The sequence below is a fragment of the Bradyrhizobium sp. B025 genome (assembly GCF_042257955.1).
Classification (GTDB): Bacteria; Pseudomonadota; Alphaproteobacteria; order Rhizobiales; family Xanthobacteraceae; genus Bradyrhizobium; species Bradyrhizobium diazoefficiens.
Map to the genome: position 1 here is coordinate 4,175,661 of NZ_CP170150.1, position 24,463 is coordinate 4,200,123.

The 24,463-nt window shown below is 63.2% G+C and carries 36 protein-coding genes and 2 tRNA genes; 18 read left to right on the forward strand and 20 right to left on the reverse strand.

Annotated elements, in window-relative coordinates; all coding sequences use genetic code 11:
• Positions 1–11 precede the first annotated feature (11 nt).
• Complete coding sequence (efp, locus tag ACE10W_RS19230; RefSeq protein ID WP_011087158.1) at positions 12–578, reverse strand: elongation factor P; 567 nt, start codon at positions 576–578, stop codon at positions 12–14.
• 162 nt (positions 579–740) lie between these two features.
• On the opposite strand from efp, the gene epmA reads away from it, so the two are divergent.
• Genes epmA through ACE10W_RS19245 form a run of 3 tightly spaced genes read left to right on the forward strand, consistent with a single transcriptional unit; the run spans position 741 to position 3,194 of the window.
• Complete coding sequence (gene epmA, locus ACE10W_RS19235; protein ID WP_028171304.1) at positions 741–1,805, forward strand: EF-P lysine aminoacylase EpmA; 1,065 nt, start codon at positions 741–743, stop codon at positions 1,803–1,805.
• Positions 1,802–2,896 carry a lysine-2,3-aminomutase-like protein gene (locus ACE10W_RS19240; RefSeq protein WP_161535017.1) on the forward strand — a complete coding sequence of 365 codons (1,095 nt, stop codon included), beginning with the start codon at positions 1,802–1,804 and terminating at the stop codon, positions 2,894–2,896. The genes epmA and ACE10W_RS19240 overlap by 4 nt, the downstream gene beginning before the upstream one ends.
• Positions 2,897–2,939: 43 nt before the next feature.
• A complete protein-coding gene (locus tag ACE10W_RS19245) occupies positions 2,940–3,194 on the forward strand; it encodes a hypothetical protein (protein ID WP_028171306.1) in 255 nt (84 codons plus the stop codon).
• A 56-nt stretch (positions 3,195–3,250) separates the two neighbouring features.
• Here the strand turns inward: ACE10W_RS19245 and ACE10W_RS19250 are convergent, their stop codons facing one another.
• The 9 genes from ACE10W_RS19250 to ACE10W_RS19290 form a co-directional block, all read right to left on the reverse strand.
• Positions 3,251–4,336, reverse strand: a complete 1,086-nt coding sequence (locus tag ACE10W_RS19250; protein ID WP_011087161.1) for a 3-deoxy-7-phosphoheptulonate synthase — start codon at positions 4,334–4,336, stop codon at positions 3,251–3,253.
• A 232-nt stretch (positions 4,337–4,568) separates the two neighbouring features.
• Positions 4,569–5,147, reverse strand: coding sequence for an HdeD family acid-resistance protein (locus ACE10W_RS19255; protein WP_011087162.1), 579 nt, complete (start codon positions 5,145–5,147; stop codon positions 4,569–4,571).
• 69 nt (positions 5,148–5,216) lie between these two features.
• Positions 5,217–6,257, reverse strand: a complete 1,041-nt coding sequence (locus ACE10W_RS19260; RefSeq protein ID WP_011087163.1) for a PrsW family glutamic-type intramembrane protease — start codon at positions 6,255–6,257, stop codon at positions 5,217–5,219.
• A 340-nt stretch (positions 6,258–6,597) separates the two neighbouring features.
• Positions 6,598–6,753: a hypothetical protein gene (locus ACE10W_RS19265; protein ID WP_271557424.1), complete on the reverse strand. Its 156-nt coding sequence runs from the start codon at positions 6,751–6,753 to the stop codon at positions 6,598–6,600.
• Between the two features lie 141 nt (positions 6,754–6,894).
• Positions 6,895–7,137, reverse strand: a complete 243-nt coding sequence (locus ACE10W_RS19270; RefSeq protein WP_038967122.1) for a hypothetical protein — start codon at positions 7,135–7,137, stop codon at positions 6,895–6,897.
• Positions 7,138–7,271: 134 nt separating this feature from the next.
• Positions 7,272–8,276: an acyl-CoA desaturase gene (locus ACE10W_RS19275; RefSeq protein WP_011087165.1), complete on the reverse strand. Its 1,005-nt coding sequence runs from the start codon at positions 8,274–8,276 to the stop codon at positions 7,272–7,274.
• Positions 8,277–8,398: 122 nt separating this feature from the next.
• A complete protein-coding gene (locus ACE10W_RS19280; protein ID WP_271557428.1) occupies positions 8,399–9,025 on the reverse strand; it encodes a PilZ domain-containing protein in 627 nt (208 codons plus the stop codon).
• Between the two features lie 206 nt (positions 9,026–9,231).
• Positions 9,232–9,891, reverse strand: a complete 660-nt coding sequence (locus ACE10W_RS19285; RefSeq protein WP_271557430.1) for a hypothetical protein — start codon at positions 9,889–9,891, stop codon at positions 9,232–9,234.
• Positions 9,892–9,988: 97 nt separating this feature from the next.
• Positions 9,989–10,063, reverse strand: a tRNA-Glu gene (locus ACE10W_RS19290).
• A gap of 225 nt (positions 10,064–10,288) precedes the next feature.
• On the opposite strand from ACE10W_RS19290, the gene ACE10W_RS19295 reads away from it, so the two are divergent.
• From ACE10W_RS19295 to ACE10W_RS19305, 3 genes are read left to right on the forward strand one after another with little or no spacing between them, the layout of a single operon-like run.
• A complete protein-coding gene (locus ACE10W_RS19295; protein ID WP_028171312.1) occupies positions 10,289–10,543 on the forward strand; it encodes a PilZ domain-containing protein in 255 nt (84 codons plus the stop codon).
• 57 nt (positions 10,544–10,600) lie between these two features.
• Positions 10,601–10,846, forward strand: coding sequence for a porin (locus ACE10W_RS19300; RefSeq protein ID WP_271557432.1), 246 nt, complete (start codon positions 10,601–10,603; stop codon positions 10,844–10,846).
• Between the two features lie 6 nt (positions 10,847–10,852).
• Positions 10,853–11,020, forward strand: a complete 168-nt coding sequence (locus ACE10W_RS19305) for a hypothetical protein (protein ID WP_011087169.1) — start codon at positions 10,853–10,855, stop codon at positions 11,018–11,020.
• 134 nt (positions 11,021–11,154) lie between these two features.
• Here ACE10W_RS19305 and ACE10W_RS19310 read toward each other — a convergent pair whose 3' ends face one another.
• Positions 11,155–11,793, reverse strand: coding sequence for a glutathione S-transferase family protein (locus tag ACE10W_RS19310; protein WP_271557433.1), 639 nt, complete (start codon positions 11,791–11,793; stop codon positions 11,155–11,157).
• Between the two features lie 289 nt (positions 11,794–12,082).
• Positions 12,083–12,535, reverse strand: a complete 453-nt coding sequence (locus ACE10W_RS19315; RefSeq protein ID WP_271557435.1) for a VOC family protein — start codon at positions 12,533–12,535, stop codon at positions 12,083–12,085.
• A gap of 971 nt (positions 12,536–13,506) precedes the next feature.
• Between ACE10W_RS19315 and ACE10W_RS19320 the strand changes: the two genes are divergently transcribed.
• Positions 13,507–14,013, forward strand: a complete 507-nt coding sequence (locus tag ACE10W_RS19320) for a hypothetical protein (RefSeq protein WP_271557439.1) — start codon at positions 13,507–13,509, stop codon at positions 14,011–14,013.
• A gap of 124 nt (positions 14,014–14,137) precedes the next feature.
• On the opposite strand, the gene pip is transcribed toward ACE10W_RS19320, so the two are convergent.
• A complete protein-coding gene (pip, locus tag ACE10W_RS19325) occupies positions 14,138–15,091 on the reverse strand; it encodes a prolyl aminopeptidase (RefSeq protein ID WP_271557440.1) in 954 nt (317 codons plus the stop codon).
• A gap of 172 nt (positions 15,092–15,263) precedes the next feature.
• Here pip and ACE10W_RS19330 point away from each other — a divergent pair, with 172 nt between their 5' ends.
• Positions 15,264–15,467, forward strand: coding sequence for a hypothetical protein (locus tag ACE10W_RS19330; RefSeq protein WP_028171322.1), 204 nt, complete (start codon positions 15,264–15,266; stop codon positions 15,465–15,467).
• A gap of 103 nt (positions 15,468–15,570) precedes the next feature.
• On the opposite strand, the gene ACE10W_RS19335 is transcribed toward ACE10W_RS19330, so the two are convergent.
• Together ACE10W_RS19335 and ACE10W_RS19340 are read right to left on the reverse strand one after the other, a co-directional pair.
• The gene (locus tag ACE10W_RS19335; RefSeq protein WP_028171323.1) at positions 15,571–15,873 is read right to left on the reverse strand and encodes a hypothetical protein; all 303 of its coding nucleotides are present in this window, start codon (positions 15,871–15,873) and stop codon (positions 15,571–15,573) included.
• 202 nt (positions 15,874–16,075) lie between these two features.
• Positions 16,076–16,261, reverse strand: coding sequence for a hypothetical protein (locus ACE10W_RS19340; RefSeq protein WP_271557441.1), 186 nt, complete (start codon positions 16,259–16,261; stop codon positions 16,076–16,078).
• Between the two features lie 338 nt (positions 16,262–16,599).
• On the opposite strand from ACE10W_RS19340, the gene ACE10W_RS19345 reads away from it, so the two are divergent.
• The 4 genes from ACE10W_RS19345 (at position 16,600) to ACE10W_RS19360 (ending at position 18,562) form a co-directional block, all read left to right on the forward strand.
• Positions 16,600–16,896, forward strand: a complete 297-nt coding sequence (locus tag ACE10W_RS19345; RefSeq protein ID WP_027542683.1) for an HU family DNA-binding protein — start codon at positions 16,600–16,602, stop codon at positions 16,894–16,896.
• A 538-nt stretch (positions 16,897–17,434) separates the two neighbouring features.
• Positions 17,435–17,572 (forward strand): hypothetical protein, encoded by a 138-nt coding sequence (locus ACE10W_RS19350; RefSeq protein ID WP_165448157.1) that lies wholly within the window; start codon positions 17,435–17,437, stop codon positions 17,570–17,572.
• A 315-nt stretch (positions 17,573–17,887) separates the two neighbouring features.
• A complete protein-coding gene (locus tag ACE10W_RS19355) occupies positions 17,888–18,040 on the forward strand; it encodes a hypothetical protein (protein ID WP_271557442.1) in 153 nt (50 codons plus the stop codon).
• A 324-nt stretch (positions 18,041–18,364) separates the two neighbouring features.
• Positions 18,365–18,562, forward strand: a complete 198-nt coding sequence (locus ACE10W_RS19360; protein WP_271557444.1) for a hypothetical protein — start codon at positions 18,365–18,367, stop codon at positions 18,560–18,562.
• Here ACE10W_RS19360 and ACE10W_RS19365 read toward each other — a convergent pair.
• Positions 18,559–18,732, reverse strand: a complete 174-nt coding sequence (locus ACE10W_RS19365; RefSeq protein ID WP_074076975.1) for a hypothetical protein — start codon at positions 18,730–18,732, stop codon at positions 18,559–18,561. The genes ACE10W_RS19360 and ACE10W_RS19365 overlap by 4 nt on opposite strands.
• A 54-nt stretch (positions 18,733–18,786) precedes the next feature.
• Entirely contained in the window at positions 18,787–19,251 is a 465-nt protein-coding gene (locus tag ACE10W_RS19370; RefSeq protein ID WP_271557446.1) for a hypothetical protein, read from the reverse strand.
• A 44-nt stretch (positions 19,252–19,295) separates the two neighbouring features.
• Here ACE10W_RS19370 and ACE10W_RS19375 point away from each other — a divergent pair, with 44 nt between their 5' ends.
• Positions 19,296–19,586, forward strand: a complete 291-nt coding sequence (locus tag ACE10W_RS19375) for a hypothetical protein (RefSeq protein ID WP_011087180.1) — start codon at positions 19,296–19,298, stop codon at positions 19,584–19,586.
• Positions 19,587–19,655: 69 nt separating this feature from the next.
• On the opposite strand, the gene ACE10W_RS19380 is transcribed toward ACE10W_RS19375, so the two are convergent.
• Complete coding sequence (locus ACE10W_RS19380; protein WP_164933808.1) at positions 19,656–19,820, reverse strand: hypothetical protein; 165 nt, start codon at positions 19,818–19,820, stop codon at positions 19,656–19,658.
• A gap of 289 nt (positions 19,821–20,109) precedes the next feature.
• Between ACE10W_RS19380 and ACE10W_RS19385 the strand changes: the two genes are divergently transcribed.
• From ACE10W_RS19385 to ACE10W_RS19400, 4 genes are all read left to right on the forward strand, one after another.
• Entirely contained in the window at positions 20,110–20,868 is a 759-nt protein-coding gene (locus ACE10W_RS19385) for an NAD-dependent protein deacetylase (RefSeq protein ID WP_161535003.1), read from the forward strand.
• 198 nt (positions 20,869–21,066) lie between these two features.
• Positions 21,067–21,726 (forward strand): cold-shock protein, encoded by a 660-nt coding sequence (locus ACE10W_RS19390; RefSeq protein ID WP_027542689.1) that lies wholly within the window; start codon positions 21,067–21,069, stop codon positions 21,724–21,726.
• Between the two features lie 124 nt (positions 21,727–21,850).
• Entirely contained in the window at positions 21,851–22,336 is a 486-nt protein-coding gene (locus ACE10W_RS19395; protein ID WP_271557451.1) for a DUF192 domain-containing protein, read from the forward strand.
• A 95-nt stretch (positions 22,337–22,431) separates the two neighbouring features.
• Positions 22,432–22,508 (forward strand) — tRNA-Pro (locus tag ACE10W_RS19400).
• Between the two features lie 56 nt (positions 22,509–22,564).
• On the opposite strand, the gene ACE10W_RS19405 is transcribed toward ACE10W_RS19400, so the two are convergent.
• Complete coding sequence (locus ACE10W_RS19405) at positions 22,565–22,759, reverse strand: RNA-binding protein (RefSeq protein ID WP_231166472.1); 195 nt, start codon at positions 22,757–22,759, stop codon at positions 22,565–22,567.
• Positions 22,760–23,831: 1,072 nt separating this feature from the next.
• Between ACE10W_RS19405 and ACE10W_RS19410 the strand changes: the two genes are divergently transcribed.
• A complete protein-coding gene (locus ACE10W_RS19410; protein WP_271557458.1) occupies positions 23,832–24,026 on the forward strand; it encodes a hypothetical protein in 195 nt (64 codons plus the stop codon).
• 31 nt (positions 24,027–24,057) lie between these two features.
• On the opposite strand, the gene ACE10W_RS19415 is transcribed toward ACE10W_RS19410, so the two are convergent.
• Positions 24,058–24,456, reverse strand: coding sequence for a hypothetical protein (locus ACE10W_RS19415; protein ID WP_028171331.1), 399 nt, complete (start codon positions 24,454–24,456; stop codon positions 24,058–24,060).
• Positions 24,457–24,463 lie beyond the last annotated feature (7 nt).

Sequence of the window (24,463 nt, forward strand, 5' to 3'; positions counted from 1 at the left end):
CGATCCCTGGCTTAGTCCTTGGCGCGCTCGGAGTAGGAGCCGTCTTCGGTCATCACCACGATGCGGGTGCCGACGGCGATGTGCGGCGGCACGGTGGTGCGGATGCCGTTGGAAAGCACCGCGGGCTTGTAGGAAGACGAGGCGGTCTGGCCCTTGGTCACCGGCTCGGTCTCCACCACTTCCAGCGTCACGCGCTGCGGCAGCGCGAGCGAGACCACGTTGACGTCGTGGGTCGACAGCTTGACGGTCATGTCTGGCTGAAGATAGGCGGCCGCGTCGCCGACCACGTCCTTGGAGACCTGGACCTGGTCGTAGGTCTCAGGGTTCATGAAGTGGTAGCCGTCACCGTCTTCATAGAGGAAGGTGAAGTTGCGCTCTTCGATCGTCGCCTTTTCGACCTGGTCGGTGGTCTTGTAGCGCTCGGAGATCTTTACCCCGTCCGAGATTCGGCGCATTTCGATCTGGCTGACCGGGGTGCCCTTGCCGGGATGGATGTTCTCGGCGCTCACGACGACATAGAGCTTGCCGTCTTGCTCGATCACGTTGCCCTTGCGAATAGAACTGGCGATGACTCTCAAAGCTGTATTTCCTGCTTGCTTGGCCCGGCTCCGGCCAGGACGTGGTCAAATTGATGGGGGACTTGGGGCCTCAAATCAGACCTCGGCGCCCGTTTCGGGCCGCAACATACTGATTTTGCCGTTGGATGCCAGCACTTTGCTGATGGCTGGGGTGGTCGGTTAATGGCTGGGGACAAGCCGATTTCGCCGTTCTGGTCGCCCGAGCGCCACCTCGACCGGCGGCCGTTCCTCCAGGCGAGGGGAGCCGTGACCGGGGCTTTACGGGGCTTTTTCGCCGAGCAGGGCTTCATGGAGGTCGAAACCTCCGTTCTTCAGGTCTCCCCGGGCAATGAGACCCATCTGCACGCCCCCCGGACCGAGATCGTGCGGCCCGACGGCAGCCGGGCCAGCCGCTACCTGCGGACCTCCCCGGAATTTGCCTGCAAGAAGCTGCTGGCGGCCGGCGAGCCCCGAATCTTCGAGTTCGCCCGGGTGTTCCGTGACCGCGAGCGCGGCGACCTGCATCTGCCCGAATTCACCATGCTGGAATGGTACCGGGCCGGTGCGCCTTATGACGCCATCATGGCCGACACCGTCGTGGTCATCGCCCGCGCGGCGCAGGCGACCGGGATCGGGACCTTCTCCTTCCGCGGCCGGACCGCCGATCCCTTCGCCGAGCCGGAACTCCTGACGGTCGCAGGCGCCTTTGAACGGTTCGCCGGCATCGATCTGCTGTCGACAATCTCGGGTGACGAGGGTAACCGTGCCGCGCTCGCCCAAATGGCTGGCGGCAAGATCCGCGTGGCCGGGGACGACACCTGGTCGGACATCTTCAGCAAGGTTCTGGTCGAGCATGTTGAGCCGCATCTGGGACAGGGGCGTTTGACCATTCTGTTCGAATACCCATCTCCCGAGGCGGCACTGGCGCGCGTGAAGGCCGGCGATCCCAGGGTCGCCGAACGGTTCGAGGTCTATGCCTGCGGCGTCGAACTCGCCAACGGTTTTGGCGAACTGACCGACGCCGAAGAGCAGCGCCGGCGCTTCACCGAATCGATGGCGGAGAAGCAGCGCCGCTATGGCGAAGCCTATCCGCTGGACGAGGACTTTCTGGCCGCGGTCGCCGCAATGCCGGAGGCGAGCGGCGTCGCGCTCGGCTTCGACCGGCTGGTGATGCTGGCCAGCGGCGCAACGCGGATTGATCAGGTGGTGTGGACGCCGCCCGCAAATGAAACGCTGAGTGAAACATGACGAAGACCAATCTTGCACGCACCTTGCGCGAGCCGGCCGAGCTCGTGGCCGAGCACCTCGCGCCTGCCGCGGCGCTGCCCGCACTGGAGCGCGTTGCCGCGCGCTATGCGGTCGCGATCACGCCGGCGCTGGTCGAGCTGATCGACACATCCGATCCTGACGATCCCATCGCCCGCCAGTTCGTGCCGACCGCCGCGGAGCTCGAGATGCAGCCGGGCGAGAGCGCCGATCCGATCGGAGATCACCCGCATTCGCCGGTCCCGGGCATCGTGCACCGCTATCCCGATCGCGTGCTGTTCAAGCTCGTTCACGTCTGCGCGGTCTATTGCCGCTTCTGCTTCCGCCGCGAGATGGTCGGCCCCGGCAAGGACAACGCGCTCTCGGACAGCGCTTATTGTGCTGCCATTGATTACATCCGCGCGCACGACGAGATCTGGGAGGTGATCCTGACCGGCGGCGATCCCCTCATGCTGTCGCCGCGCCGCATGAGCGAGATCATGGCCGATCTCGCCGGCATCGATCACGTCAAGATCATCCGCCTTCACACCCGCGTGCCCGTCGCCGACCCCGCGCGCGTCAGCGACGAGATGGTCGCAGCGCTGAAGGTTGCGGGCGCGACCACCTGGGTTGCGCTGCATGCCAATCATGCACGCGAGCTCACGGAAGGCGCCCGCGCAGCCTGCGCGCGGCTCGTCGATGCCGGGATTCCCATGGTCAGCCAGTCCGTGCTCTTGCGCGGCGTCAATGACAACGTCACGGCCTTGTCGGATTTGATGCGAGCTTTCGTCGAATGCCGGATCAAGCCGTACTATCTGCATCACGGCGATCTCGCACCGGGCACTGCGCATCTGCGCACCACGCTGGCGGAGGGGCAGGAGCTGATGCGGCAGCTGCGCGGACGGGTGTCAGGACTTTGTCAGCCTGACTACGTCATCGACATTCCCGGGGGTGCCGGCAAGTCGCCGGTGGGGCCGAACTATGTGTTGGCGGCACAAAATACCGCACCCGACGCACGTGAAGCGGCGACGGAAACGCGCTATCGTATCGTGGACTATTGCGGGGACGTTCATCTCTATCCGCCCGAGACGTGAGTGGTGACGGAGTGGACGCCGGTTTGAGCATGGAGGAACGGAAATGAAGAGGATCATCGTGGCCGTGTCGCTCGTGATCTTGCTCGGCGGCGCGGCAGTGGCGCAGACCGGCAGCAAGGGATCGACCACCACGTCGGGACCGTCGGCGGGCAATTTGCCGCCTGCACCCGTCGGTCATCGGCAGCCGCGCGCCGGCGACGTGCCGAACGAGAAGAATTTGAGCGACCCGAACGATCCCCTCAGCAAGGAAAACCAGGCGCTCGACAAGAAGATCAAGAGCATCTGCCGCGGCTGCTAGGCCGCGTCGGTGCGGGCAGGGCGCGACAGCTCGCGCCGCCCGCGTTTGCTTTGGCCTTACGCCGAGCGCTCGTGCAGCCCCGCGCGCTGGGCGTTGCGCCGGATTTCGACCGCATCGGCGAGCTGCTCGAGCACAGTTGCCGTGGTCGCCCAGTCGATACAGCCGTCCGTGATGCTCTGGCCGTAGGTGAGCGGCTTGCCCGGAACCACGTCCTGGCGCCCGGCGACGAGATTGCTCTCGATCATCACACCCATGATGCGGCTCTCGCCACCGGAAATCTGGCCGGCAATGTCGGCCATGACCAGCGGCTGGTTCTCCGGCTTCTTGCTCGAATTGGCGTGGCTCGCATCCACCATCACCAGCGGCGCGACGCCGGATTTCGCCAGCTCGTTGCAGGCCGCCGCGACGCTTGCCGCATCGTAGTTCGGCGTGCTGCCGCCGCGCAGGATGATGTGGCAGTCCTCGTTGCCCGCGGTCGAGGCGATCGCCGAGCGGCCGAGCTTGGTCACCGCCATGAAATGATGCGGATGCGAGGCCGACTTCACTGCGTCCGCCGCGATCCGCACATTGCCATCGGTGCCGTTCTTGAAGCCGACCGGGCAGGACAGCCCGGAGGCCAGCTCGCGATGGATCTGGCTCTCGGTCGTGCGCGCGCCGATCGCGGCCCAGGACACGAGGTCGGCGATGTATTGCGGCGTCGTCATGTCCAGGAATTCGGCGCCGGCCGGGAGGCCGAGATTGTTCACCGCTGACAGCACGTTGCGCGCCAGCCGCAGGCCCTTGTTGATGTCGAAGCTGCCGTCGAGATCGGGGTCGTTGATCAGGCCCTTCCAGCCGACGGTGGTGCGCGGCTTCTCGAAATAGACCCGCATTACGATCTCGAGCTGGTCGGCGAGGTCCTCGCGCAGTTTTGTGAGACGCTCAGCGTAGTCGAGCGCGGCCCGGGGATCATGCACCGAGCACGGGCCGACCACCACCAGCAGGCGGTCGTCCTGGCCGGTGAGGATGGCATGGATGGCGTTGCGCGCCGCCATCACCACACGCGTTGCGGTGAGTGTGCGCGGGACCTCTCGCATCACCTCATCCGGCGTGCTCAGCTCTTTCAGTTCACGGATACGAAGATCGTCAGTCGTGCTCAGCACGGCGGGCTCCTGCTTGTTTGAACCTGCCGGCCAATAAAAAAGCCGCCAGGTCTGGCGGCTGTTCGGACGTTTGCTTCAATATTTCAGATTGAGCGCGATCCTCCTGCCGCCAGCGAGCTGTCGTAGCTAAAGTACCAAAAATAGCTGGTGGCAACGGTGATCATGGCAGGCCATATAGCGTGCCATTGGCGGGTTGTCACCCCCCAATCGGCTTGGCGGGCGACGAGACCCCTCAGGTGTTGCTGTTGCGTGCCGCCAGCGCCATGCCGATCAGGGTGGCGCCGCCGAACAGCAGGTTGATACCGACGAGCACGCCGATCGCCCATTCCGCCGAGCTCGGCAGCCCCGTGATCACCATGAACGAGATCGCGATGTCGACGAGACCGGAGATCAGGAGCCACGACCAGCGGCCGCTCAGTTCGCGGCGGTGCTCGAGTGCGTACATGATGGTGGCGACGCCCTCGGCGAGGAAATAGGCGCCGAGCACGATGGTCAACGTCAGCACGGCCTGCATCGGCCGCGCCAGCAGCAGCATACCGGCAAGCACGGCCAGCGCGGCCGAGATTAGCGACCACCAGAAGCCCGGCGTGCTGCGCGCCCAATAGGTCACGATCAGCCCGCCAATGCCGCTGATCAAGAACATCCAGCCGAGGAAGATCGCGATGGCAAGGCTTGCGAGCGGCGGCAGGATCAGTGCGGCGACGCCGAGAACGGCGAGCAGGATGCCCTCGAACAGGAAGGCCTTCCAATGCGCCTTCACAGTCTTGCTCATCGCGGATTGCAGCCGTGAAAGATCTTCAGGCGATGTCATCGGCAGGCTCCGGATCGAAGGGTGTGTGCTCAATCTAGTATGCGCGCAGCGGGCTTGCCATCCCGTGGCTCAACCGCCGCCGTGCGCGGACGAAAAACCTTCGCCGCTGGTGCGAATGCGGTTGCGGCCGAGAATATAGATCGCCGTTGTGACAATCAGAAGCGCGAGGCCGAGCAGGATCGAGACGAAGCCGATCGGGATCAGGGCCAGCGTCAGATTGCGCTCGGGGTTGATCAGCCAGTGGTGGATCGAGGTCAGCACGAAGGCGAGGCCGAGAAAGCCGACGCCGCCGCCGGCCAGCAGCAGCGCCCACATCCGGCGCAACTGGCTGAGCCGCTCCCGCGCAACGTCCGTGCGGGGCGCGTGGTGGCGCGCGACGCGCCGCACCAGGCGGATGGCGAAGGCGATCGAGCTGAAGCCGACCAGGAGGCTCGCGGCGCCCAGCCACATCCGCAGCGTCGGGTCCAGATCCGGCATCCGCTGGAGGGTCAGCAGCGGGAAGTCGAAGGCCGAATGCAGCGCGAGCGGGCCGGCGAAGATCAGCAGGCGGCTGGAGAGACGGGCCCAGTCGCGATGGTGCCGGTTTGCGCCCAGCGCCGTGCCGGCACGGGCGATCGTCAGGTAAGCGCCGGCGATGATGCCGAGCGCGCCGTGGAACGGCACGGTGAGGACGCTGCGCAAGGCGGCGAGCGAGCGCCACATCTCGGCATGCTGGACGAGATAGGCGAGGTTCTCGTAGGCGGCGAAGCCGAGGCCGACCGCGGCGCCATAGACCACGGTGTCCATCGGATTGGCGAAGGTCCGCCGCTTGGTCGAGGAGACCAGCACGATGGCGACCACCTTGACGGCCTCCTCGGGCAGCGCGACGCCGAAGATCGAATGCATCGCCAGCGCCGCCCAGGGATTGTCGGGCGCTGCAACCATCTTGGCGAAGGGGGCGCGGGCGAGGCCGAGCAGCGAGATGCTGGCCGCGCCGAGCAGGAACGCGGTCCAGACCTGGGCCGGTGGTCCCGGGCGCTCTTCGGCGGCAATGACGAGCCACAGCATCAGCAGCGCCGGGGCGATGGCGGCAGTTCCGATGACGGTGGGTAAAGCTTCAATCAGATACATCGGCGCCGAAAATAGGTTCCCTTGATCCGCTTATCTACAATCACCGCTGCGACCATGTGTCATGCGCTTGCTGTCGCCTCGCTTAACGGGCGTGACAGCTCCCGTTCATCCGCACCGCTGGGACCGAATGCAGGGACAATCAATTGCGTAACGGGCCTGTTGGTCATCAACGCGCCTGTTGGTCCTGGATGGTCGCGATCGCATGTCCAGGATCGGGCCGCGATTGGCAAGCCAAATCAAGGAAATGCACCGGTTTCTTCGATTCACGATGCACGTCTCCCGGCGGCGAGTCTGGCAGGCGTGCCGTCCGCCAGAACAACGCGCGGCCGGGTAGATCGGCCTAGTTACGCTTCCTTGTGCGCCGGCGGGGCGATGTGGCGGTACGGCGAGCCCGCACCTGCTCCAGCTGCCAGAAGACGCGCACGAGGCACGAGCCCAGGCAGAACACGATCAACAGCAGCAGGAAGGCTTGATCGACGGCGGCGACATGGATCATGGCGATAGCCAAGCAACGTGCATGCCATGCGTTCCTGCAGCGGCCTGCGCTCGGCGCGACCGCGCCTCCTACCAGGCGTTGCTTGCGGAGGCTCGAATCGGCGCGTTGGCGCAGGGCGATCGGGGCTGCCGCTGCCAGCCTTCAGTGCGTGGTGAACGGCGGCGCCGCCTCGGGGGCGATGTCGAAGGCGCCGAGATGGAATTCCTCCCCGATGGACTCGTCCGGCTCGGCGTGCTGCGCGAGCAGCGTGAACGCGGCCTGCGGGTATTGCTTCCAGATCTCGAGATCGCCGGCGGTGATGGTGAGCCAGCCGAACGTGTACATGTAGCGTCCGGGCTCGGTAACCCGGCCGACCCTGTCCCAGGTGATCTTGTCGACTGCCATTCGGTCCCCCGATCGCAAATCTGCAAATGAGGTCCGGCGCGAGGCACAGACCCTCAAAAGCTGATCCCGCAATGGGGCCGCGATAGGGCAGAGATGCGGAGGCAAGACGGCCCCGGAGGGCCGCCGCCTGCCGGTCAGCGCGTCGAGGCCGCCTGCGCTTCCGACGCCCGCTCCAGCTGCCGGTGCGAGGCGTGGAAGACGTCGTGGACGAGGCCGATCTTCTCCATGCCCAAGATGATCAGGCCGTTGAGATCGATCTCCCACCAGGCGTGCGAGATATAGGCGTCCCGCGGGAAGCGGTGATGGTTGTTGTGAAGGCCCTCGCCGAAGGTGAGGATCGTGGTCACGAACTCGTTGGTCGAGGCGTCGTCGACCTCGAAGCGGCGATAGCCGTAGGCATGGCAGACCGAGCCGGTGAGCTGGCTGACGAGGATCAGCAGATAGGCCCGGAGCAGGCCGGAGAACAGCACGCAGCCGATCATGGTGTGCACGCCGCCGAAAACGTAGCCGATGAAGCCGGGGATGAAGACGGCCGACATCCCGTACCAGACCCAGCGAGTGCGGACGAAGAACATCGCGATCGGATCGGCGAGGATGTCCTTGGCATAGTATTCGTTGTCGGTGGTCGCCTGGTCGAACACCCAGCTGCCCTGGGCGTGCAGGAAGCCCTTGAGCGCGCTGACATAGCGATTGCCGAAGCCGTCGAATTGCGGGCTGTGGGGGTCGCCCACGTCATCGGCATAGAGATGGTGGCGGCGGTGGTTTGCGACCCATTTGGCGATCGAGCCCTGCACCGCCATCTGGGCGATGGCGCAGAAGAAGACGCGCATGATCGGGCCGGTGCGGAAGCTGCGATGGACGAACAGACGGTGCATGCCGGCGCCGATGCCGAATGTCGTCAGCGCGAACATCCAGGCAAACGTAAACAGCTCCACCTTGCCGACGCCCTGCGTGACGGCCCAGATGATGCCCGCGACCGCGCCGACATAGAGGATGCCGAGGAGGAGATAGCTTTCGCGCAGCTTGGCTTTGACGAGCGGTCCCTCGGTCACGACACCGGGGGGAAGCTGCGGCTTGGCGGCGGTGGGCGCGCTCTGAGCGGTCTTTGCCTGGGCGAACTCAGCGTCAGCGATGGACATTCCGGGGCTTCCAATACGTTAGGCCCGCAATGATTGCGGACGTACTGGATCACACCCTATCGCGCAGGGCTTGCCGCCTCCAGCGTTTCGTTAAGAAAGAGTTAAGATGGAGCCAGCCGGTCTCAGGCCGGCTGCGGCACGGGCGAGCGCACGATCAGGCGGACGACGTCGTCCCACTGCTGCTTCTCGGCGAATTTGACCGCAAAGCCGTTGTCGAACTTGCGGATGACGCGCCCGACGCAGGCGCCGACCGCAAGCGGGGTACCGATCGGCGGATCATACTCGCAGGATATCGCGACGCCGGCGGTGGAGACGTCGATGATGAAGCAGGGATGGGTGCTGCCGTCGGCGAGCGTCAGGAAGGTGTGAGAGACCTGCGGAACGAAGCGGGCGTCATTGCGCAGCTCCTGGACGCTGGCGTCCCTCTGCTTCTTCTCCAGCCAGGTCAGCTTCTCCGACATCCAGGCGCGCCGCGCCCGCGTCATGTCGAGTTCCATCAGGAAGCCCGACTTCAGCGTCGCGCTGATCGTGCACTGGAATTCGCCGAAATCCTGGAAGTACGAGGTCACGCGCTCGCCGATCTTGCCGACGACAGGCACGTCCACGATCATGCGGAACGGCGAGACGCGCTTGGTCCGGCAGGCGAAGGTGCGGAGGTTGCCCTCACAATCGTACCAGCGCGGCAGCGAGTAGCTTCCGCTCACGGTGACTTCCACTGCACGCTGCCTGAGGAATTCTGCGATGGACATCCGCGCCAATCGGGTTTCGGAGTATTTCCGTACTTCCACGGTAGCGGTCAAATTCTAAGTAAATGATACCGCCGCTCAGGAGCAGGGGTAAATTTCCGGTAAACGCGTGGCCCGGTCATGCACCGGCGAAAGCGGCATAAGGTCCCGATTATGGGGCACGCAAGTTCACAACACCGTTATTGAGAGCGACGGCTCGGTCGTGGCGTTCAGAGAGAGCCGAGCAGAACGAGACAGGCCAGCACGGCCACGGCAACGAGGAGCCTGGTCGTTTTCCAGGCCAGACTCTCCGCACCGACGTTCAATCCGAACCACGGCAATGCGTGCCGCAGCGCGCGCGTTGCGAATGCTTCGACCATGGCGAGCGCGAGGGCGATGCCGGCAAGGAACGCCCATGACTCGGCCGGGGGGATCCACGGCGCCAGCCAGGCAGGCACCGAGCCTTTGAAGGACGCGAGCAGCGCGAACCATCCGAACAGGTATGCGAAGCTCTTGATGATGTCGGGTCCGAGCGCATCGGGCTCGAGCCGGATGCCGATCGCTGCGAGCGCGCGCTCGATGCGCTCACCGTCGGCGAAGAAGAGAAAGGCGCCGAGGTAGAGCGGAACCCGCGACATGAAGAGGAGGGCCATCAGTCCGAACAGAACCGCGTAGCCGTAGGCGTCGCCGAGAATGTGCATGCCGCTGACGCGCGAGGGCTCCGGCGCGGTCGCGGCCTGGCGCTGCTGAAGCGACCTCGCTCGCGCCATGTGCTCCAGCATCCTGGCGCGGCGGTCCGGTGTGTAGGGCGTCGTGCGCTGCATCCAGGGCGGCAGTGCCGGCGAGGCAATGCTGGATTGGCCGTCCGAGGGGGATTTGCGCTGCTCCATGGGTCCACACCGGTTCCAACAGGATGTTGGTCGGAGGTGAGGGCCGGAGAGGTTCACGGGCAGGGCGGTGAATTTCGCCGCATCGTCCGCGCGCGGATGGCGCTCCCTAGCGGAATCGAACCGCTCTCTCCACCGTGAAAGGGTGGCGTCCTAACCGATAGACGAAGGGAGCAAACGCTAAGCCCCGCCGCTTTTGACGGCACGGCCGCGGCCGCGCGAGTCGTGCCCGGCGGCTTGCAGCGGGCGAACGTATAGTGGCCTTTCGGCCCGTGGGCAAGCCGTTCGGGAACGGTCTTTTGGAACCGTGGACAGCGCCGGCGAGAGGATGATTCGGACCCGATTTCAACGGTTTCTTAGGGCTCCCTGAGGTAGTGCTGGAGCGGGAGATTTCACGCCAATGCCACCGCCCAAGAAGCGCGCAGACCGCAAGCTGCTGTCGCAGCACGCCTGGATCACGCTCGACGGCGGGTTCGCGGCGCGGCATTGCCTGGTCCAGGACATCTCGAGCTCGGGCGCCAAGATCACCCTGGACGAGGACGCAAGCCAGCTTCCGGGGGTGATCCGGCTGGCCTTCGCGCGCGATGCCCGCACCGGGCGGAACTGCCAGGTGGTCTGGCGCCGCGGCAAGTCGGCCGGGATCAAGTTCATCTGACATCCACCTAGTGCGACCCGGATGGCGCGCGGCACCTCGCCGGGCTAGAACGCTCGCATGCGCACACAGCTCCTCATCCTGATCTCGTTGCTGGCCACGTCCGCGGCCGCGGCCGAAGCCTTGCGCCTTCCGGCTGCCGAGCCGCCGCAGGCGGGCAAGACCTTGCCGCTGAAGGGCACGGGCGGGACGGCGAAGGCGGGCGCATGCGCGTCCTATGGCCGTGGCTACCACATGGTCGAGGGCACCGGCACCTGCGTGAAGATCGGCGGCTCGATCAGCGTCGACGCCGCGGTCCGGCGCTAAAGCCGCATGCCGCCGGATCTGTTGCGGCTCGATATCGTCGTCCCCGTGCTGATGTATTGCGCGCTGCTGTGGTGGGTCGGCCGCGGCCTGAGCTGGCCGGCGCGGCTCGCCACTGCTGTCGTGACGCTGGTGCTGATCATCTGCGTGCTGCTCGTCGAGCGCGGCTGGCTCTAGGCGCGGCCGTCAAAACAAAAAGTGCGAAAACAACCCCATGCACAGTAGCCGTCAAGTGCGGCGATGCCGCCGGCCGCGTGCGCCGGAATGACGATTCCCCGCGCGCTCATCGCAGCTTAAGCCGCGCCAGCGGCTCACGACATCGGCGGTGCGACAAACTGGGCAAAGCCGGGGCGTTTGCCGAGCTCGGCGAGCCAGCGCGTCAGGTTCGGCTGCGCCGGCCGGGTGATGCCCTCGACGCCGAGCCAGCGCCGCGCATAGGATCCAACAGCGATGTCGGCGAGCGTGAACTGGTCGCCCTCCATGTAGCGGCGCGTCGAGAGCAGGCGATCGGCGATCGCCCAGACCTCGACGGCGGTATCGGCATCGCGCTGCACCTGGATCATGTCGCGCTCGGCGGGCGCCGTGCGCACGATGCCCCAGAACACCGGACGGTCGACCGGCTGCACCGCCGACAGCGTCCAGTCGAGCCAGCGGTCGACCGAAGCTCGCTGCTTCGGCGCGTCCGGATAGATCGGCGTGCCGCGTCCATGCGCGAGGCAGAGATAGCGCATGATCGAATTGGATTCCCACAGCACGAAGTCGCCCTCGACCAGCGTCGGGATCCGCGCATTCGGGTTCATCGCGAGATACTCGGCCTCGCGGGTCTTGCCGTATTGCATGCCGGCATCGATGCGCTCGTAGGCGAGGCCAAGCTCGGTGAGGCACCACAGCACCTTCTGCACGTTGACCGAGTTGGCGCGGCCCCAGATCGTCAGCTTGGTGTCAGGCATGAAGCTTCTCCCGCGGCGTTTTCAGTTGTGCGGGTGATAGCGGAATTTCCTGTGCCGGACGACGGCGTTTGCGGCGCGCCCCTCATGCAAAAAGCTCCGCCATGGGCAGAGCTTTCATTGCAGGTTGAACCGGCTCGTCAGTGGCCGAAGAACAGCCACAGCAGAAGGATCACCGGGATCGGCACGCCCAGCATCCACAACAACAATCCTCGTCCCATCGCGTCCTCCTCCAATCATCTTGTCGAGGAGTGAACGTGCGCGGCGAGGGCTTGTTCCTATGGAAAAGGCCCTACCAGTGGCCGGTGTTCGGCATCGACGACCACGGCTCCTGCGGCGCTTTCGGCTCGCCCTTCTGCAGCAGCTCGATCGAGTGCAAATCGGGCGAGCGCACGAAGGCCATGTTGCCGTCGCGCGGCGGCCGGTTGATGATGACGCCGGCCTTCATCAGCTTCTCGCAGGTGGCGTAGATGTCGTCGACCTCATAGGCGAGATGGCCGAAGAAGCGATCCTCGCCGTACTTCTCCTCGTCCCAATTGTAGGTGAGCTCGACCAGCGGCGCGCCGCGCGTTTGCGGCTGCTTCTTCAGCGCCTCGAGATCGTCCGACGAGCACAGGAACACCAGCGTGAAGCGCCCCTTGTCGTTCTCGATCCGCCGCACCTCCTTCAGCCCCAGCGCATCCTGGTAGAACTTCAGCGCGACATCGAGATTGCGCACGCGCAGCATGGTGTGAAGGTATCGCATGGTTGTTGCTCCCTTTGACAGTCGGAGGGTTTTGCTTTGGGCCGGGACGGCGGGGGTAGGAGATAGCAGGAAAGTGGGAGGAGGGGCAGGGGGCGGGGGCAAAGTCAGCAGGCTGGCGAAGGCAAATGAATTTGATCCACCGTCACCATAGTCCTCCGGAGTCCAGTAGATGGTATTGGGTCCCCCAATATTATACGAACAACGATACGGTCCCTTTCGCCACCCTCGCGCAAAGAATCACGTGTACCATCAGCAATCAGAGAGAGACCAACGCGGCGCAGCGTTCCATGAGGCCGGGCATATAGTCGTGGCATGGAGTCTGGGTCTAGCTGTCGGCGAGGCCGAAATAGCGATCGGTGGTGACGACGCGAAGGGCACTGCGGAAATCCAAGACGCAGGCCATGCGGACCTCGTAGACCAGCTTGCAGTTTGCGCGGCGGGCTTGGAGGCTCAGAAGCTCTTTGACGCTCCTACACATGAAGGAGCAGGTTGGGGGGACTATGGGAAGATGGTGGAGCTAATGCGAGACCTCGATGAGCAAGAGCAATTGAGGATGATGCATCAAGGGCACGGCCGTGCATCTGATCTCTTGTCCGCACACTGCGCAAAGGTTGAGCGACTTGCTCTGGCATTGTTCGATAAAAAGCGGCTGGACGCGGATGAGATCGCAAGGCTTCTTGCAGACTAATCGTGCGCCACCGTGGCAATACGCTATCGTTGCAAGAGACACAGCAGGTGCTTAGGCGGACGTGAACAGTGAGGCACGATTTCATGGGGCGCTTACAGCAGCCGGGCATGGCGTGGGCCGAGCTTAAAAACAAGCTCCGCGAAGGTATGGTGATTTGGATCACGCTGGGAGGCCTTTCATCTTATGGCTCGCCGTTCAGAATGTATCAGACACATTCTTCTCTGAGACCGAACTGAAGGATCGCGTGCGGTGGTATGGCATCTTGTTAGAAATCGGCTCCATCATGAGCATCGCCTGGGAATTAAATAAGTCGCTCCTGGAGGCGAACCGTACGCCGCTACTTTATGGATTCTTGTGTTGGGTCGGTGAATGGCGATTTATCGGTTTTCGACGCTCGCCTAGGAGCGTCAGCGCCTCTGCAATTCTCAGGGGTGTCGGTTCAATGGCAGCGGTTGGGACAAGTATTATCACTGCCGGCACGCTGGAGGAACGCGTCGCGCATTTGCAGAGAACACTGCAGGAAGTACAAGCCACGCTCGGTAGAGTATCGCTCAAGGTCGATGCTAGCGAACGCGAGTTTCGCAAGTTGTTGGAACAAGAAACTGCGCAGCGGGCACAGGCACTTTCCACACTGCGCGAGAACTTGGAACGTCAAGCGCTTGGCGATATTCGTGTACAAGTCGCCGCGCTTATGGTGCTGATCCTGAGCATATTTTTCGCTAACGCCCCGGATGAATTTGCCGTCGTCTTCAATAGAATTGGGCTCGGCGGCAAGGGGCATTGGTTATGATACCCGAAATGTTGTTGCCGTTCATTTGCCAACGGAGCCGCAGCGATGGGCAGGGTTGCTAGCGAGTGAATTTGATGGACTGGACCGCAATTCCGGCGGTCCCACGCCGTAACAGCTCACGCGCCTACAGCTTCCCGAACTCATCCAGAGTTCTGATGACCAAGGGCATGAACTCATTGCCGCCGCCGTGGCCGGCGTCTTCGAGAATATGCAGCCTGGAGGTCGTCCATCGCTTGTGCAGTTGCCACGCCGTGGACAACGGTCCGCTGACGTCGAAACGGCCATGGATCAGGGCGCCGGGAATGCCGTTCAATCTCGATGCGTCGCGGATCAATTGATCCTCCGCGAGAAATGCGGCGTGGCGCCAATAGTGAGTGACCAGGCGCGCAAATCGCAATCGAAATTCCGCGTCGTCAAATCGGGGATTTGGCCGGTGTCCCGGGGTGAGCGAGACGTGCGCATCCTCCCACTCGCACCATGCCCGGGCGGCCCTGTCGCGAACGGTCTCGTCGGCATCGGCAAGCATGATTGCGTAGGCATCGACGAGCGGCATGCCGCGGAGATGCCGGGGGACAGTCTCGGAAAAGCGCTCCCATTCCCTTGGAAAGATGCGCCCGACATCGTTGGTGATCCATTGCACCTCTGCACGCGATGTCGTCGTCACGAATCCGAGCACCATCGCTTTCACGCGTCGCGGATGCGGTTGTGCGTAGGCGAGGCCAAGCGTGGTGCCCCAGGACAAGCCCAGGACGATCCAGCTTTCGACACCGAGCAGCTCGCGCAGCCTCTCGATGTCTGCGACAAGGTGAGCGGTGGTATTGCTTGCCAGGCTCGAACCCGACTGACTTGCGAGCGGAAGGCTGCGACCGGAGCCACGCTGATCGAACAGCACAGCCCTGTAGACATCAGGATCGAAAAATCGTCTCTGACCAACAGAGCAGCCCGTGCCCGGACCGCCATGCAGGAAAAGCGCCGGCTTGCCCGCGGGATTGCCGCAACATTCCCAGTAGATCTGCTGGCCGTCGCCCACATCCAGCAATCCAGTCTCGTACGGCTCGATAGGCTGGAACTGAGCCATCGCTTTCTCCTGACGCCTTTTGGCAGCCTTTCTCTATGCCGCAATAGCGGGCTTTGGCAGGCCGGATTTATCGGGCGAACGAATTTAGCGCGGCCACCGGATCGCGACGGCGCGGATGAACCCACGGAAAAGCCGGCGCGACCAATGCTCGGCTTCATAAGGTCCTCATCACATGAGCTGGAAGAAGAAATACGCGATCGGTTGCCTGATTGCCCTGTTCGTTTTCACGGCCATGGACTCCTACGATCGCCCCAACAGGGACGTTCGCTTTGGAGCTGTCATCGTGATGGCGGCTGTATGGCCCGTCACAGTGTCCGTCATTTTGGGCGGAGCCGTCGGCGGGATGGTTCGCGATGGCTTGCCCAGCGAGAGCTAGGCAGGCCCTCGGCTCCCGAGAACCGAGGCTTCGACCTGTTCGGCGCCGAGCAACGGCGAACGAACCTGATGCGGCCCGCCGCTGAATTTCTCGCCGTCTGCGCTTAGGCAGCGATCCGCTGCTCGGCAGGCGCCGTCAGGAGCTTGAGCACTTCGGCATGCTCGAGGTCAGGGACCGCGATCGCCGTATGGCTGTAGGTCGCATGGCTGCGTGATTTGGCGATCTTGTCCAGGATCGCTTTGCCCTTGATGACGTGGAGGCCCATGCCCTCTTCGGAAGGGAAGATTGCCAGCACGACGTCATAGGCCGCGATGACGGCTCTGAGCGCCTCGGCCTTGTCTTCGGCGACATCGACAAACACGCGAACATCGGCCGCGAGTTCACGCAGCTCGTGAAAATCCAGCACTGTGAGGATACTCCAACGCAACGATACCAAGGGGAGCTTGGATGCGTTGGGTTACTGAAGTGTCAACAACACGGCTCGAACCACAGGTTTCACGGTGAGGTGTCTTGCTGAGCTGGCTGGATGAGGTGGCTTTGCCGCCGCCCGTGAACGCCGTTTTCGCGCGGGAGCGCTACGTCACTTGCGTTAAGTCACTTGCGCTAAGTCACTTGGCGTAGCCCTGGGACCGGAGCCACGCGATCTTGCGATCGCCGTTGATCCAGTCGTCGGCATCTGCCTTGCTGGTAAATCCGGCGATTTCGCGCTGCTCGTGGTCGGGGTAGTCCGCCAGGATCTTCCAGTCGCCATCGGCGATCCGGACCGCTCTAAACGTCACTTTTGTTTTGGCCATGCGCCACTATGCAACAAATGCTTTCGAAAGAGAACCAGTTAGGGGCTTTCGTGACTTCGGCTAATACGGGCATCGCTGCTGCCTGCTGGCGAACCGGCAGAACCCTCTATGGACATTGCTGAATTCGATTCGGCGCGGGTCGATGCAAGCGCTGTCATCCCGCCGAAACAGGCGGAACCGACGTCAAACTGCGGCTTGCGTTTTCGGCCCCGATGGGTTCTAAGCCCGGTGACTTCCTGACCGCTGGCATGAACACAAAGCGCGCTGCGCGGCTTTGTCGCGTGCCCGGCACGGTTACCCCACAGCCCGCGCGCACCCCATTCAGAAGGACGTTTGACATGGCGAAGATGACCAAGACTCAATTGATCGACGCGATTGCCGAGGGCACGCAGCTTGCGAAGAACGACGTGAAGTCGGTCATCGAGTACATGGCGACGGTCGGCTACAAGGAGCTCAACGAGTCCGGCGAGTTCGTCATTCCCGGTTTCGTGAAGATGTCGGTCGTGAACAAGCCGGCGACCGAAGCCCGCATGGGCGTCAATCCCTTCACCAAGGAGCCGATGCAGTTTGCGGCCAAGCCCGCGAGCAAGTCGGTGAAGGCATCGCCCCTGAAGGTCGCCAAGGACGCCGTCTGATCCTGCCATCGCGCACCGCTTGCGTGCCCAGAGCCCCGTTCCGATGATGTCGGAGCGGGGCTCTTTGTTTTGTCTCTTTGTTTTTGTCTTGGGCGGCGCGATGTCCGCAAAAGCGAAAGCCCCGCCTGGGGGGAGCGGGGCTTTCTGATGGGGATGAAGCCTGGGGGAAGCTTCAGGAATAAGACGCGCCAGCCCAGTAAAAGGTTCAGCCTTCCGAAGAAGAGAAAGAGAAAACCCCGCGCTTTCGCGCGGGGCTTTCCAAACTGACGGCGATGGGATTTCAGCGCCTGGCCGTCAGCCGTAGATCAAACCTGGGGTAGAAAATCCAAAAAGCAACAGCGCCGCCGTGACGGAGTATGTTCGTCAGGCGGCGCTGCCGTATGACTGGGCGCTGAAATCCCCAGCCTCGATGGGTCTTTGCGGCGCCCAAAAGGTTCAAGACGATGGGCGTGGGAAATCGCGCGAGGGGGGCTGGACTTTTTGTTCTCATTTTGTTCCTATGAGCCATCATCTTTTGGAATCCTTTGGGAGGTGACTCATGACCGTCGAAAAGCAGCGCGAAGTGATCAGACTCTGGAACGAGCTCAGGAAGGTCGAGGGGCCGGCCGCAGAAGAACTCCGCATCCAGATTCTCGAATGCTTCTCCGAGAAGGGCAAGGAGAAGCGCGCGGCGTGATGCGCGCGCGGGCGGACGCCGGCCGCGATGGCGCACGAGATCGCCATCGTGGTTGCGGCGGTCTCGATATTTCGCCGCCGAAGATGTCTGCCGGCGAAGACGTGAGCGCACGCGGTTTCATCGATCGTTAGGAATCGATTCTCGCTGATTTTCCCGACTCCGATTCGTTCTTCGAGAACGAAATGGAGTCGGATGCAGAACAAGTTGCGCGTCCTCGATGTCGATGCGAGCGTGCGTGTCAGAACGAGACAGCGTGAAGTCTCGCACAGTGCCGTTCTCGTCTCCCGCGCAGGAGATGAGCGAGGAGAGAGCGACATGGATGCATGCTGGTTGATCGAGATGTTCGCCGAGATCGCGAGAGTGTTCTGGTCCGACCGGCACGCAAGACACCACGCGAGGCTGCGCAGCGACAAGCCATCGGTGCCGCAGGTGCTGCCGCTGCGATCGACGCCGGCCGAGACGACGTGACGAGAAATTTCGCGCGCGACACCACTCGTTAAGAGTTGCTCCGCGCCGATTTCTTCGATTCCGATTCGTTCTTCGAGAACGAAATGCGGGCGAAGCTGGAACAAAGACGGTCGGCGAGGGGCGGGCCTGCCTCGGCGATCGCGCGATGCCTCAAGCGGCTCGCCGAGATCCAAACGGCGCTGCGCCAACTCCTAACGAAAGCTTGCGCGGGAAACGATAACCCTATTCGGTTAGGTTAAAAGCCCAATCGCGTTGCGCTTGCCGCGGGTTGGAGTAGGTGTCTGGCAACGACAAGAAACGACTTTGCCAAGAAGCCACTTTGCCATGACACCTTTTTCAGAGCCGTCCTTTTATCAAGGCGACCGCCACACCTACTGGCGCGTCGCGATCGTCGGCACGCTGTTCTGCCTCGCTTTCGTGCTGATCAGTTTTTCGCTGCGGCAGCAAGCCGAGGACACGCGCGTCGCGGTCAAGGCCGACCGGCTGGTGCGCACGGCGGGCCAGGCGCCGCACACCAACTAGCGCTCGTCACCACCGATCCGGTCGTCGGCCGCTGCGCGCGGGCACGAGGTGCCGCGGCTCGCGAGCGCGACGAAGCCGGCATAGCCGGACAGGTTGAGCAAGACTTCGAGCCACACGGGCATGTCGAACATGTCGAACCTCACTTGCGTGAAGACAACCTCAACTTGCATGCGCGGCGCTTGTTCCCGGCTCGCGCAAAAGAGATCCGCTAGTAAGAAGTCCGCCTAGAGCCGGGAGGAGGGGTCGAGCCGCCGGCCGAGGGTCGCGACGGACTCGGAGGAGGGCTGTTCCCTGAGGAACTCGGCGATGGCCCGCGCCAGCTCGCCGTCGCTCATCGGCGTCGGCGGCGGGCGCAGCGCGCCGACACCGAAACTGCGGACGATCTCGTCGTAATGTCGATCGCCGGATCCGGGAACGAGCCGGCGGATCCGGGCAAGCAAAGCGGATATCGGCAATCCTTCCTCCTCGGCCTTCCGCCCCGCGGGCAGCCGTTGTTCTCTGCTGCCCATTTGCTCCCGTGGAACAAAAACCCCGCCAGCATCGCGGAGGATACTGACGGGGCTTTCGTGCTGGGCCTTCACCGGATAGCGGAGGCTTCGCACTTGCAATTCCAACCGCCGCACGGCGATTTCGTTCCGCCTCGCATCGATTTTTTTGACCGGCTCCGGTTCCGCGCCGCGCGCAACCATCAAACGGCACTCGCGTTGTCACCCCAGACGCGAAGGAGGAGCTCATGAAAAAGACACTGGCAGTTCTGGCCACCGTCGCAGCCGTCGGCGTGACCGCGGTGGCGGCGCCTGCGCCTGCCGAGGCGCGCGGCCGCGGCATCGGCCCGGGCCTCGCGTTCGGTCTTGCCGCCGGCGCGATCACCGCGGGCGCGATCGCCGCGTCCCACCCTTACGGCTATTACGGCCCTGGCTACGGCTATTATGACAGCCCGGGCTACTATTACGGATCTGGCCCGTACGCCTATTATGGCGACGGACCGTATTACTATCGCCGCCACTATTACCGTCACTGGTAACGGCGGGGGTAAGTGAAAAGCCCGGAGCGATGCTCCGGGCTTTTTTCATGCGTGGCGATCAGGCGCGTGCTACGGCCAGAGCGAGGGTCGCTCGACCTTGCGTGCGTTCTCAAGCGTCGACACGAAATACTCTTCGCGCTCGCGCTTGAACTTCTCCTGGGTGGCACGGAAGGCGGCGACACGGGCGGCGATCTCTTCGCGTTCACGGATCTTGCGTTGTTCGTCTTCGGTCATGTCCATCCCCTCTGTTCACACTTGGACGATGTTACTCGGGTTGTTTTTACAGGGTCGTGTTTACGAGTGTCCTCAAGCGCTGCCGCCGCACCGGGCCTTGAGTCGCATAACACATGCATTGGCGCTTCTGATTGGGGCGTCAATGGGGAGGAGGCATTGCAGGATTGTGATATGCGATGGGCGGAAAAAATTGCCGAGCGCACCTGCGTTCGCAGTTGATAACAGCGTCAACAATCTTGTCGCTTGCGCATCTTGCAGCTAGCGCAAGACCAAAGCGGGAGGCGTGCGATTGATTGCATCGGATCTTCGCAGCGGCGTTGAACGTCTCGGCGACATGATCGCCGAGGCGAAGACCATCGTACCGTTCACCGGCGCCGGCATCTCGACCGAATGCGGCATCCCCGACTTCCGCTCGCCGGGCGGCATCTGGACGCGCAACCGTCCGATCCCGTTCGACGAATTCGTTGCGAGCCAAGAGGCGCGCGACGAATCCTGGCGCCGGCGCTTCGCGATGGAGGAGACCTTCGCGGCGGCAAGGCCCGGCCGCGGCCATCGCGCGCTCGCCTCGCTCTACCGCGCCGGCAAGGTCCCCGCGGTCATCACCCAGAACATCGACAATCTGCACCAGGCCTCGGGCTTCGCGCACGAGCACGTGATTGAACTTCACGGAAATACTACTTATGCGCGATGCGTCGGATGCGGGCAGACCTATCAGCTCGACTGGGTGAAGCGCCGATTCGACCAGGACGGCGCTCCAAACTGCACCGTGTGCGACGAGCCGGTGAAGACCGCCACGATCTCGTTCGGCCAGATGATGCCGGAGGAGGAGATGCAGCGCGCAACCGCGCTGTCGCGCGCCTGCGACCTCTTCATCGCGATCGGTTCCTCGCTCGTGGTGTGGCCGGCAGCGGGCTTTCCGATGATGGCGAAGCGCGCGGGTGCACGTTTGGTGATCATCAATCGCGAGCCGACCGAGCAGGACGACATCGCCGACCTCGTCATCCGCCACGACATCGGCGAAACGCTCGGACCCTTTGTCGGCAATTGAGGCGTTAGTTTGATTCGCGGCTGTGCAAGCTGTTCATAGGTTCCGGCGAATCTCTTTTTTGTCTATGCGCCGCAACCGGGAGTGTTATCTTTTGAGTCGAAAGATTCGCGTCGCGTCGAATTGAGAACATTCTCTTAAGACGCGTGATTCGAGCGCCGCCAATGTGGCGGGTTGCATGGCAGTGTGGGGTCCGGGGTTATGGGGTCGTCGGACGGATTTGAGTCCAAAAAGCTTGGAGTTCCCGGACAGGGCACGTCGCCGGGGCGCATGACGCCGGGCGAGCACGGCAGCGGCCGCGAGAGCGGGCTCAGCCCGTTCACCGGCCTTGGCGAGGCCAGCGCCAACCTCGTCGAAGTCCACGGCGTCATCAAATGGTTCGACGCGTCGAAGGGCTACGGCTTCATCGTTCCCGACAATGGCTGGCCGGACGTGCTGCTGCATGTCACCGTGCTTAGACGCGACGGCTTCCAGACCGCCTATGAGGGCGCGCGCATCGTCGTCGAATGCATCCAGCGCGCGAAGGGCTACCAGGCCTTCCGCGTGGTCTCGATGGACGAGTCGACCGCGATCCATCCGGCGCAGATGCTGCCGCCGCGCACCCACGTCACGGTCACCCCGACCAGCGGGCTGGAGCGGGCTCAGGTCAAATGGTTCAACCGGCTGCGCGGCTTCGGCTTCCTGACCTGCGGCGAGGGCACGCCCGACATCTTCGTGCACATGGAGACGCTGCGCCGCTTCGGCATGACCGAATTGCGCCCCGGCCAATATGTCCTGGTCCGCTTCGGGCCCGGTTCCAAGGGCATGATGGCGGCCGAGATCCATCCCGAGACCGGATCGCCCGGACTGCAGTCGCACTAGCGGCGGCAGGATCGCCAATTCCCGCAATCGTGAGCAGAGGCGCGCCGGCTGACCGGCGCGCCTCTGGCTTTTCGGGCGGTCGCCGCGTAGGACTGTTCCATTCCCACGCCCTGAGTGCCATCCCATGAATCTTGATCGAAAGGCTGTCTGGTCCGTTGCGAAGGGCTGGCTTGCCGCCATCCTGGTCATCGCCGGCGTTGTCGTGGCGGGCGGACCTGTCCGAGCCGCGAGCTTCCAGCCGCTCGAGATCGTCACCAAAAGCGGCGTGCAGGTGTTCTCGGTGGAGATGGCAACGACCGAGGAGGAGAAGCAGACCGGCCTGATGTACCGCAAGGAGCTGGCCGACGGCAAAGGCATGCTGTTCGACTTCAATCCCGAGCAGGAAGTGTCGATGTGGATGAAGAATACCTATGTCCCGCTCGACATGATCTTCATCCGCGCCGACGGCCGCATCCTGCGCATTGCCGAGAACACCGAGCCGCTGTCGACCAAGATCATCTCGTCCAAGGGCCCCGCGCGGGCCGTTCTGGAGGTGGTGGCGGGAACGGCGCAGAAATACGGCATCCGCCCCGGCGACCGCGTCGGCCACCCGCTGTTCGGCAGCAAATAGAGCCGTCCGGTGGGGGCCTTCCCGGCCTTGCCGGCGCCTTTAGGACGCTTGCTGGCGCTTTGGGAAGCGTGTATCGACAGGGCTCGCCGGACATTCGGGGTATAGCGCAGCCTGGTAGCGCGGCAGTTTTGGGTACTGCAGGTCGTTGGTTCGAATCCAGCTGCCCCGACCAGTCCCGAGGTCGAACCTCCTTCATTTCCTTCGAAATTTCGACTCGCGGATCCCGGCTCAGAACAGCAGCCAATCGGCGAGGCGCCAGGCGATCCAGGCGAGGGCGCAGATCCAGCCCAGCATCACGATCCCCGCGACGCCGAGTCCGCAGAGTGCGAACAGCGAGTCTCCGGGCTCCGGCGCCTCGGAGAGTTTCTCGGTCGTATCGATCTGGCTCACAGCATCCCCCTTGCCTTGCGGCCCGTTGTTCATTGGTCTCTTCTCGCTCGACGAAATTCACCGACCGGGCTCCAGCTCACACGGACGTGAGACGCGATGACCGTCCGTCCATGGCGGGCGCGCGCTGATCGTTGGCGCTCGCCAGGACCCCGGACGGATGGGAAGAAGCTGCAACGCGCCGCGCGGCGATTGGTTGCGGCCGTCCGGCGCGGAACATGCGTGCCGGATCGAACTTTCTCACGCGGCCAGCGCCTGCTTTGCAGACCCGGCGCGTTCGGCCTGAAGCCCTCGCGCTCGTTGCTTGCGCAGCCCGACTTCCGCGCGATTTTTCAAGGCATTGGCGCGGTCGGCCCGACGCAGAATTACCAAAGATTCATCGAACCTTTGGCTGTCGCCATGGACATATGGATGTTGGGGATTTCAGCGCCCAATGCCTAACGGACGCCGCCAAGCGATAATACTCCGCTTGCGCGGCGTTGCGCTTTTCAAACGTCTTTTTTGCAGGCGTCGCGATCTTCAGACGTCGCGTTCTTCAGAATTGCCCAATCAGCTCGAGGCGTGCCAGCCGGGCGGAAACGGCACGAACGGCCAGACCATCTGGTTGTCGTTGGCGGCCCTTGGCGGTTCGTGAGCCGACGTCCTGACGGCCGGGACAGGCGGCGTCGATCGCACCGCCAAGCGCAGACATGCACACTGCAAATTCATTGTGGTCGCCCCAGCCAGTATGTCTTTTTTCAAAACGTCCGAGTCTTAAACCTTCAAGTCTTCAAAACTTCCGAGTCTTCCTCAAAATCCAAGTCGTCTTTAAATTCCAAGCTCTTTAAAAAAAGCGACGTCAGTTCAAATTCAATCGCGCGTCCCGAAAACGGTGCACTCACTCTCAAATCACGCATGCATTGTAGAAAAACCGGCGCCGGCTTTCAACCAGCCTGGCCACCTGTCCGCGACAGGTAAGGTTGATGGGTTAGGTTAAGAGCGAGCGGTTGTTGCGGCCACTTTGGCGATCGTTATCAGATCAGTGCCGGCTCGCGATGGGCTGCCTGGAATTCGCGCTCACACAAGATCACAGTTCGTCGCGGCGCGCGTATCCTGTGAGTTCTGTGTCATGTCTTTCGATCGCAACTTAAGAACGGCCAGCCCGCAGTCGAGCTGGACCGAAATCTGGCACCTCTGGACCGTGATCGTGCCGCGCCGCTCGATCAACGGGCAGCTCGTTTACGGCAAGGTCTGGCGCCGGCACGACGGCCGCGACTGGATCTACAAGAAATTCACCGAGTTCGACAGCGAAGAAGCGGCCTGAAGCGATGCGATCGTAAATCGTCATCCCGCTTTCAGGTTGGTGCCTGCACGCGCGGAAGCGGCAATTTGAAGTGACGTTTCGCGTAAGCGACGATCTCGTTGTCGGAAGGATGGTCGGCCGTTTCCACTGCGGCAATCCGCTTGGCGACATCTGGCGCGTTGGCGCGGATGTGGCTGGCGAGCTCGGTCTTCGCGTTGGCCGGGCCGATGATCAGGACTTCGCCGGCATCGGCGAGGGCTTTGGTCACCTCAGCGTAGAACGTCTTGTCAGGCGCGGCATGGCCGCTGCCGATCTCATTGGCCTTGTGATGGAGATGACGCGTTGCCAGATGCGGATGCAGCGTGATTTCGTCGGAGCCGCTCAGGCCGAGATGGAAGATCCGGGCCTGCGTGTGGTCGATCCATACAATGGCGTGAAAATGAGAGGGCATGTGCTTG

Bases quoted from the DNA above. Each gene is read 5' to 3' on its own strand.
- ACE10W_RS19345 (WP_027542683.1), top strand. From the start codon at position 16,600: ATGGCGAAGATGACCAAGACTCAATTGATCGACGCGATTGCCGAGGGC.
- ACE10W_RS19350 (WP_165448157.1), top strand. From the start codon at position 17,435: ATGACCGTCGAAAAGCAGCGCGAAGTGATCAGACTCTGGAACGAGCTC.
- ACE10W_RS19355 (WP_271557442.1), top strand. From the start codon at position 17,888: ATGGATGCATGCTGGTTGATCGAGATGTTCGCCGAGATCGCGAGAGTG.
- ACE10W_RS19390 (WP_027542689.1), top strand. From the start codon at position 21,067: ATGGGGTCGTCGGACGGATTTGAGTCCAAAAAGCTTGGAGTTCCCGGA.
- ACE10W_RS19305 (WP_011087169.1), top strand. From the start codon at position 10,853: ATGCCGCCGGATCTGTTGCGGCTCGATATCGTCGTCCCCGTGCTGATG.
- ACE10W_RS19260 (WP_011087163.1), bottom strand. From the start codon at position 6,257: ATGTATCTGATTGAAGCTTTACCCACCGTCATCGGAACTGCCGCCATC.
- ACE10W_RS19415 (WP_028171331.1), bottom strand. From the start codon at position 24,456: ATGCCCTCTCATTTTCACGCCATTGTATGGATCGACCACACGCAGGCC.
- ACE10W_RS19275 (WP_011087165.1), bottom strand. From the start codon at position 8,276: ATGTCCATCGCTGACGCTGAGTTCGCCCAGGCAAAGACCGCTCAGAGC.
- ACE10W_RS19375 (WP_011087180.1), top strand. From the start codon at position 19,296: ATGAAAAAGACACTGGCAGTTCTGGCCACCGTCGCAGCCGTCGGCGTG.
- ACE10W_RS19395 (WP_271557451.1), top strand. From the start codon at position 21,851: ATGAATCTTGATCGAAAGGCTGTCTGGTCCGTTGCGAAGGGCTGGCTT.
- ACE10W_RS19295 (WP_028171312.1), top strand. From the start codon at position 10,289: ATGCCACCGCCCAAGAAGCGCGCAGACCGCAAGCTGCTGTCGCAGCAC.
- ACE10W_RS19330 (WP_028171322.1), top strand. From the start codon at position 15,264: ATGAGCTGGAAGAAGAAATACGCGATCGGTTGCCTGATTGCCCTGTTC.
- ACE10W_RS19410 (WP_271557458.1), top strand. From the start codon at position 23,832: ATGTCTTTCGATCGCAACTTAAGAACGGCCAGCCCGCAGTCGAGCTGG.
- ACE10W_RS19365 (WP_074076975.1), bottom strand. From the start codon at position 18,732: ATGCAAGTTGAGGTTGTCTTCACGCAAGTGAGGTTCGACATGTTCGAC.
- ACE10W_RS19340 (WP_271557441.1), bottom strand. From the start codon at position 16,261: ATGGCCAAAACAAAAGTGACGTTTAGAGCGGTCCGGATCGCCGATGGC.
- epmA (WP_028171304.1), top strand. From the start codon at position 741: ATGGCTGGGGACAAGCCGATTTCGCCGTTCTGGTCGCCCGAGCGCCAC.
- ACE10W_RS19270 (WP_038967122.1), bottom strand. From the start codon at position 7,137: ATGGCAGTCGACAAGATCACCTGGGACAGGGTCGGCCGGGTTACCGAG.
- ACE10W_RS19360 (WP_271557444.1), top strand. From the start codon at position 18,365: ATGACACCTTTTTCAGAGCCGTCCTTTTATCAAGGCGACCGCCACACC.
- ACE10W_RS19255 (WP_011087162.1), bottom strand. From the start codon at position 5,147: ATGACATCGCCTGAAGATCTTTCACGGCTGCAATCCGCGATGAGCAAG.
- ACE10W_RS19320 (WP_271557439.1), top strand. From the start codon at position 13,507: ATGAGCATCGCCTGGGAATTAAATAAGTCGCTCCTGGAGGCGAACCGT.
- ACE10W_RS19315 (WP_271557435.1), bottom strand. From the start codon at position 12,535: ATGCGATACCTTCACACCATGCTGCGCGTGCGCAATCTCGATGTCGCG.
- pip (WP_271557440.1), bottom strand. From the start codon at position 15,091: ATGGCTCAGTTCCAGCCTATCGAGCCGTACGAGACTGGATTGCTGGAT.
- ACE10W_RS19285 (WP_271557430.1), bottom strand. From the start codon at position 9,891: ATGGAGCAGCGCAAATCCCCCTCGGACGGCCAATCCAGCATTGCCTCG.
- ACE10W_RS19280 (WP_271557428.1), bottom strand. From the start codon at position 9,025: ATGTCCATCGCAGAATTCCTCAGGCAGCGTGCAGTGGAAGTCACCGTG.
- ACE10W_RS19380 (WP_164933808.1), bottom strand. From the start codon at position 19,820: ATGACCGAAGACGAACAACGCAAGATCCGTGAACGCGAAGAGATCGCC.
- ACE10W_RS19300 (WP_271557432.1), top strand. From the start codon at position 10,601: ATGCGCACACAGCTCCTCATCCTGATCTCGTTGCTGGCCACGTCCGCG.
- ACE10W_RS19310 (WP_271557433.1), bottom strand. From the start codon at position 11,793: ATGCCTGACACCAAGCTGACGATCTGGGGCCGCGCCAACTCGGTCAAC.
- ACE10W_RS19370 (WP_271557446.1), bottom strand. From the start codon at position 19,251: ATGGTTGCGCGCGGCGCGGAACCGGAGCCGGTCAAAAAAATCGATGCG.
- ACE10W_RS19245 (WP_028171306.1), top strand. From the start codon at position 2,940: ATGAAGAGGATCATCGTGGCCGTGTCGCTCGTGATCTTGCTCGGCGGC.
- ACE10W_RS19240 (WP_161535017.1), top strand. From the start codon at position 1,802: ATGACGAAGACCAATCTTGCACGCACCTTGCGCGAGCCGGCCGAGCTC.
- ACE10W_RS19405 (WP_231166472.1), bottom strand. From the start codon at position 22,759: ATGAACAACGGGCCGCAAGGCAAGGGGGATGCTGTGAGCCAGATCGAT.
- ACE10W_RS19265 (WP_271557424.1), bottom strand. From the start codon at position 6,753: ATGATCCATGTCGCCGCCGTCGATCAAGCCTTCCTGCTGCTGTTGATC.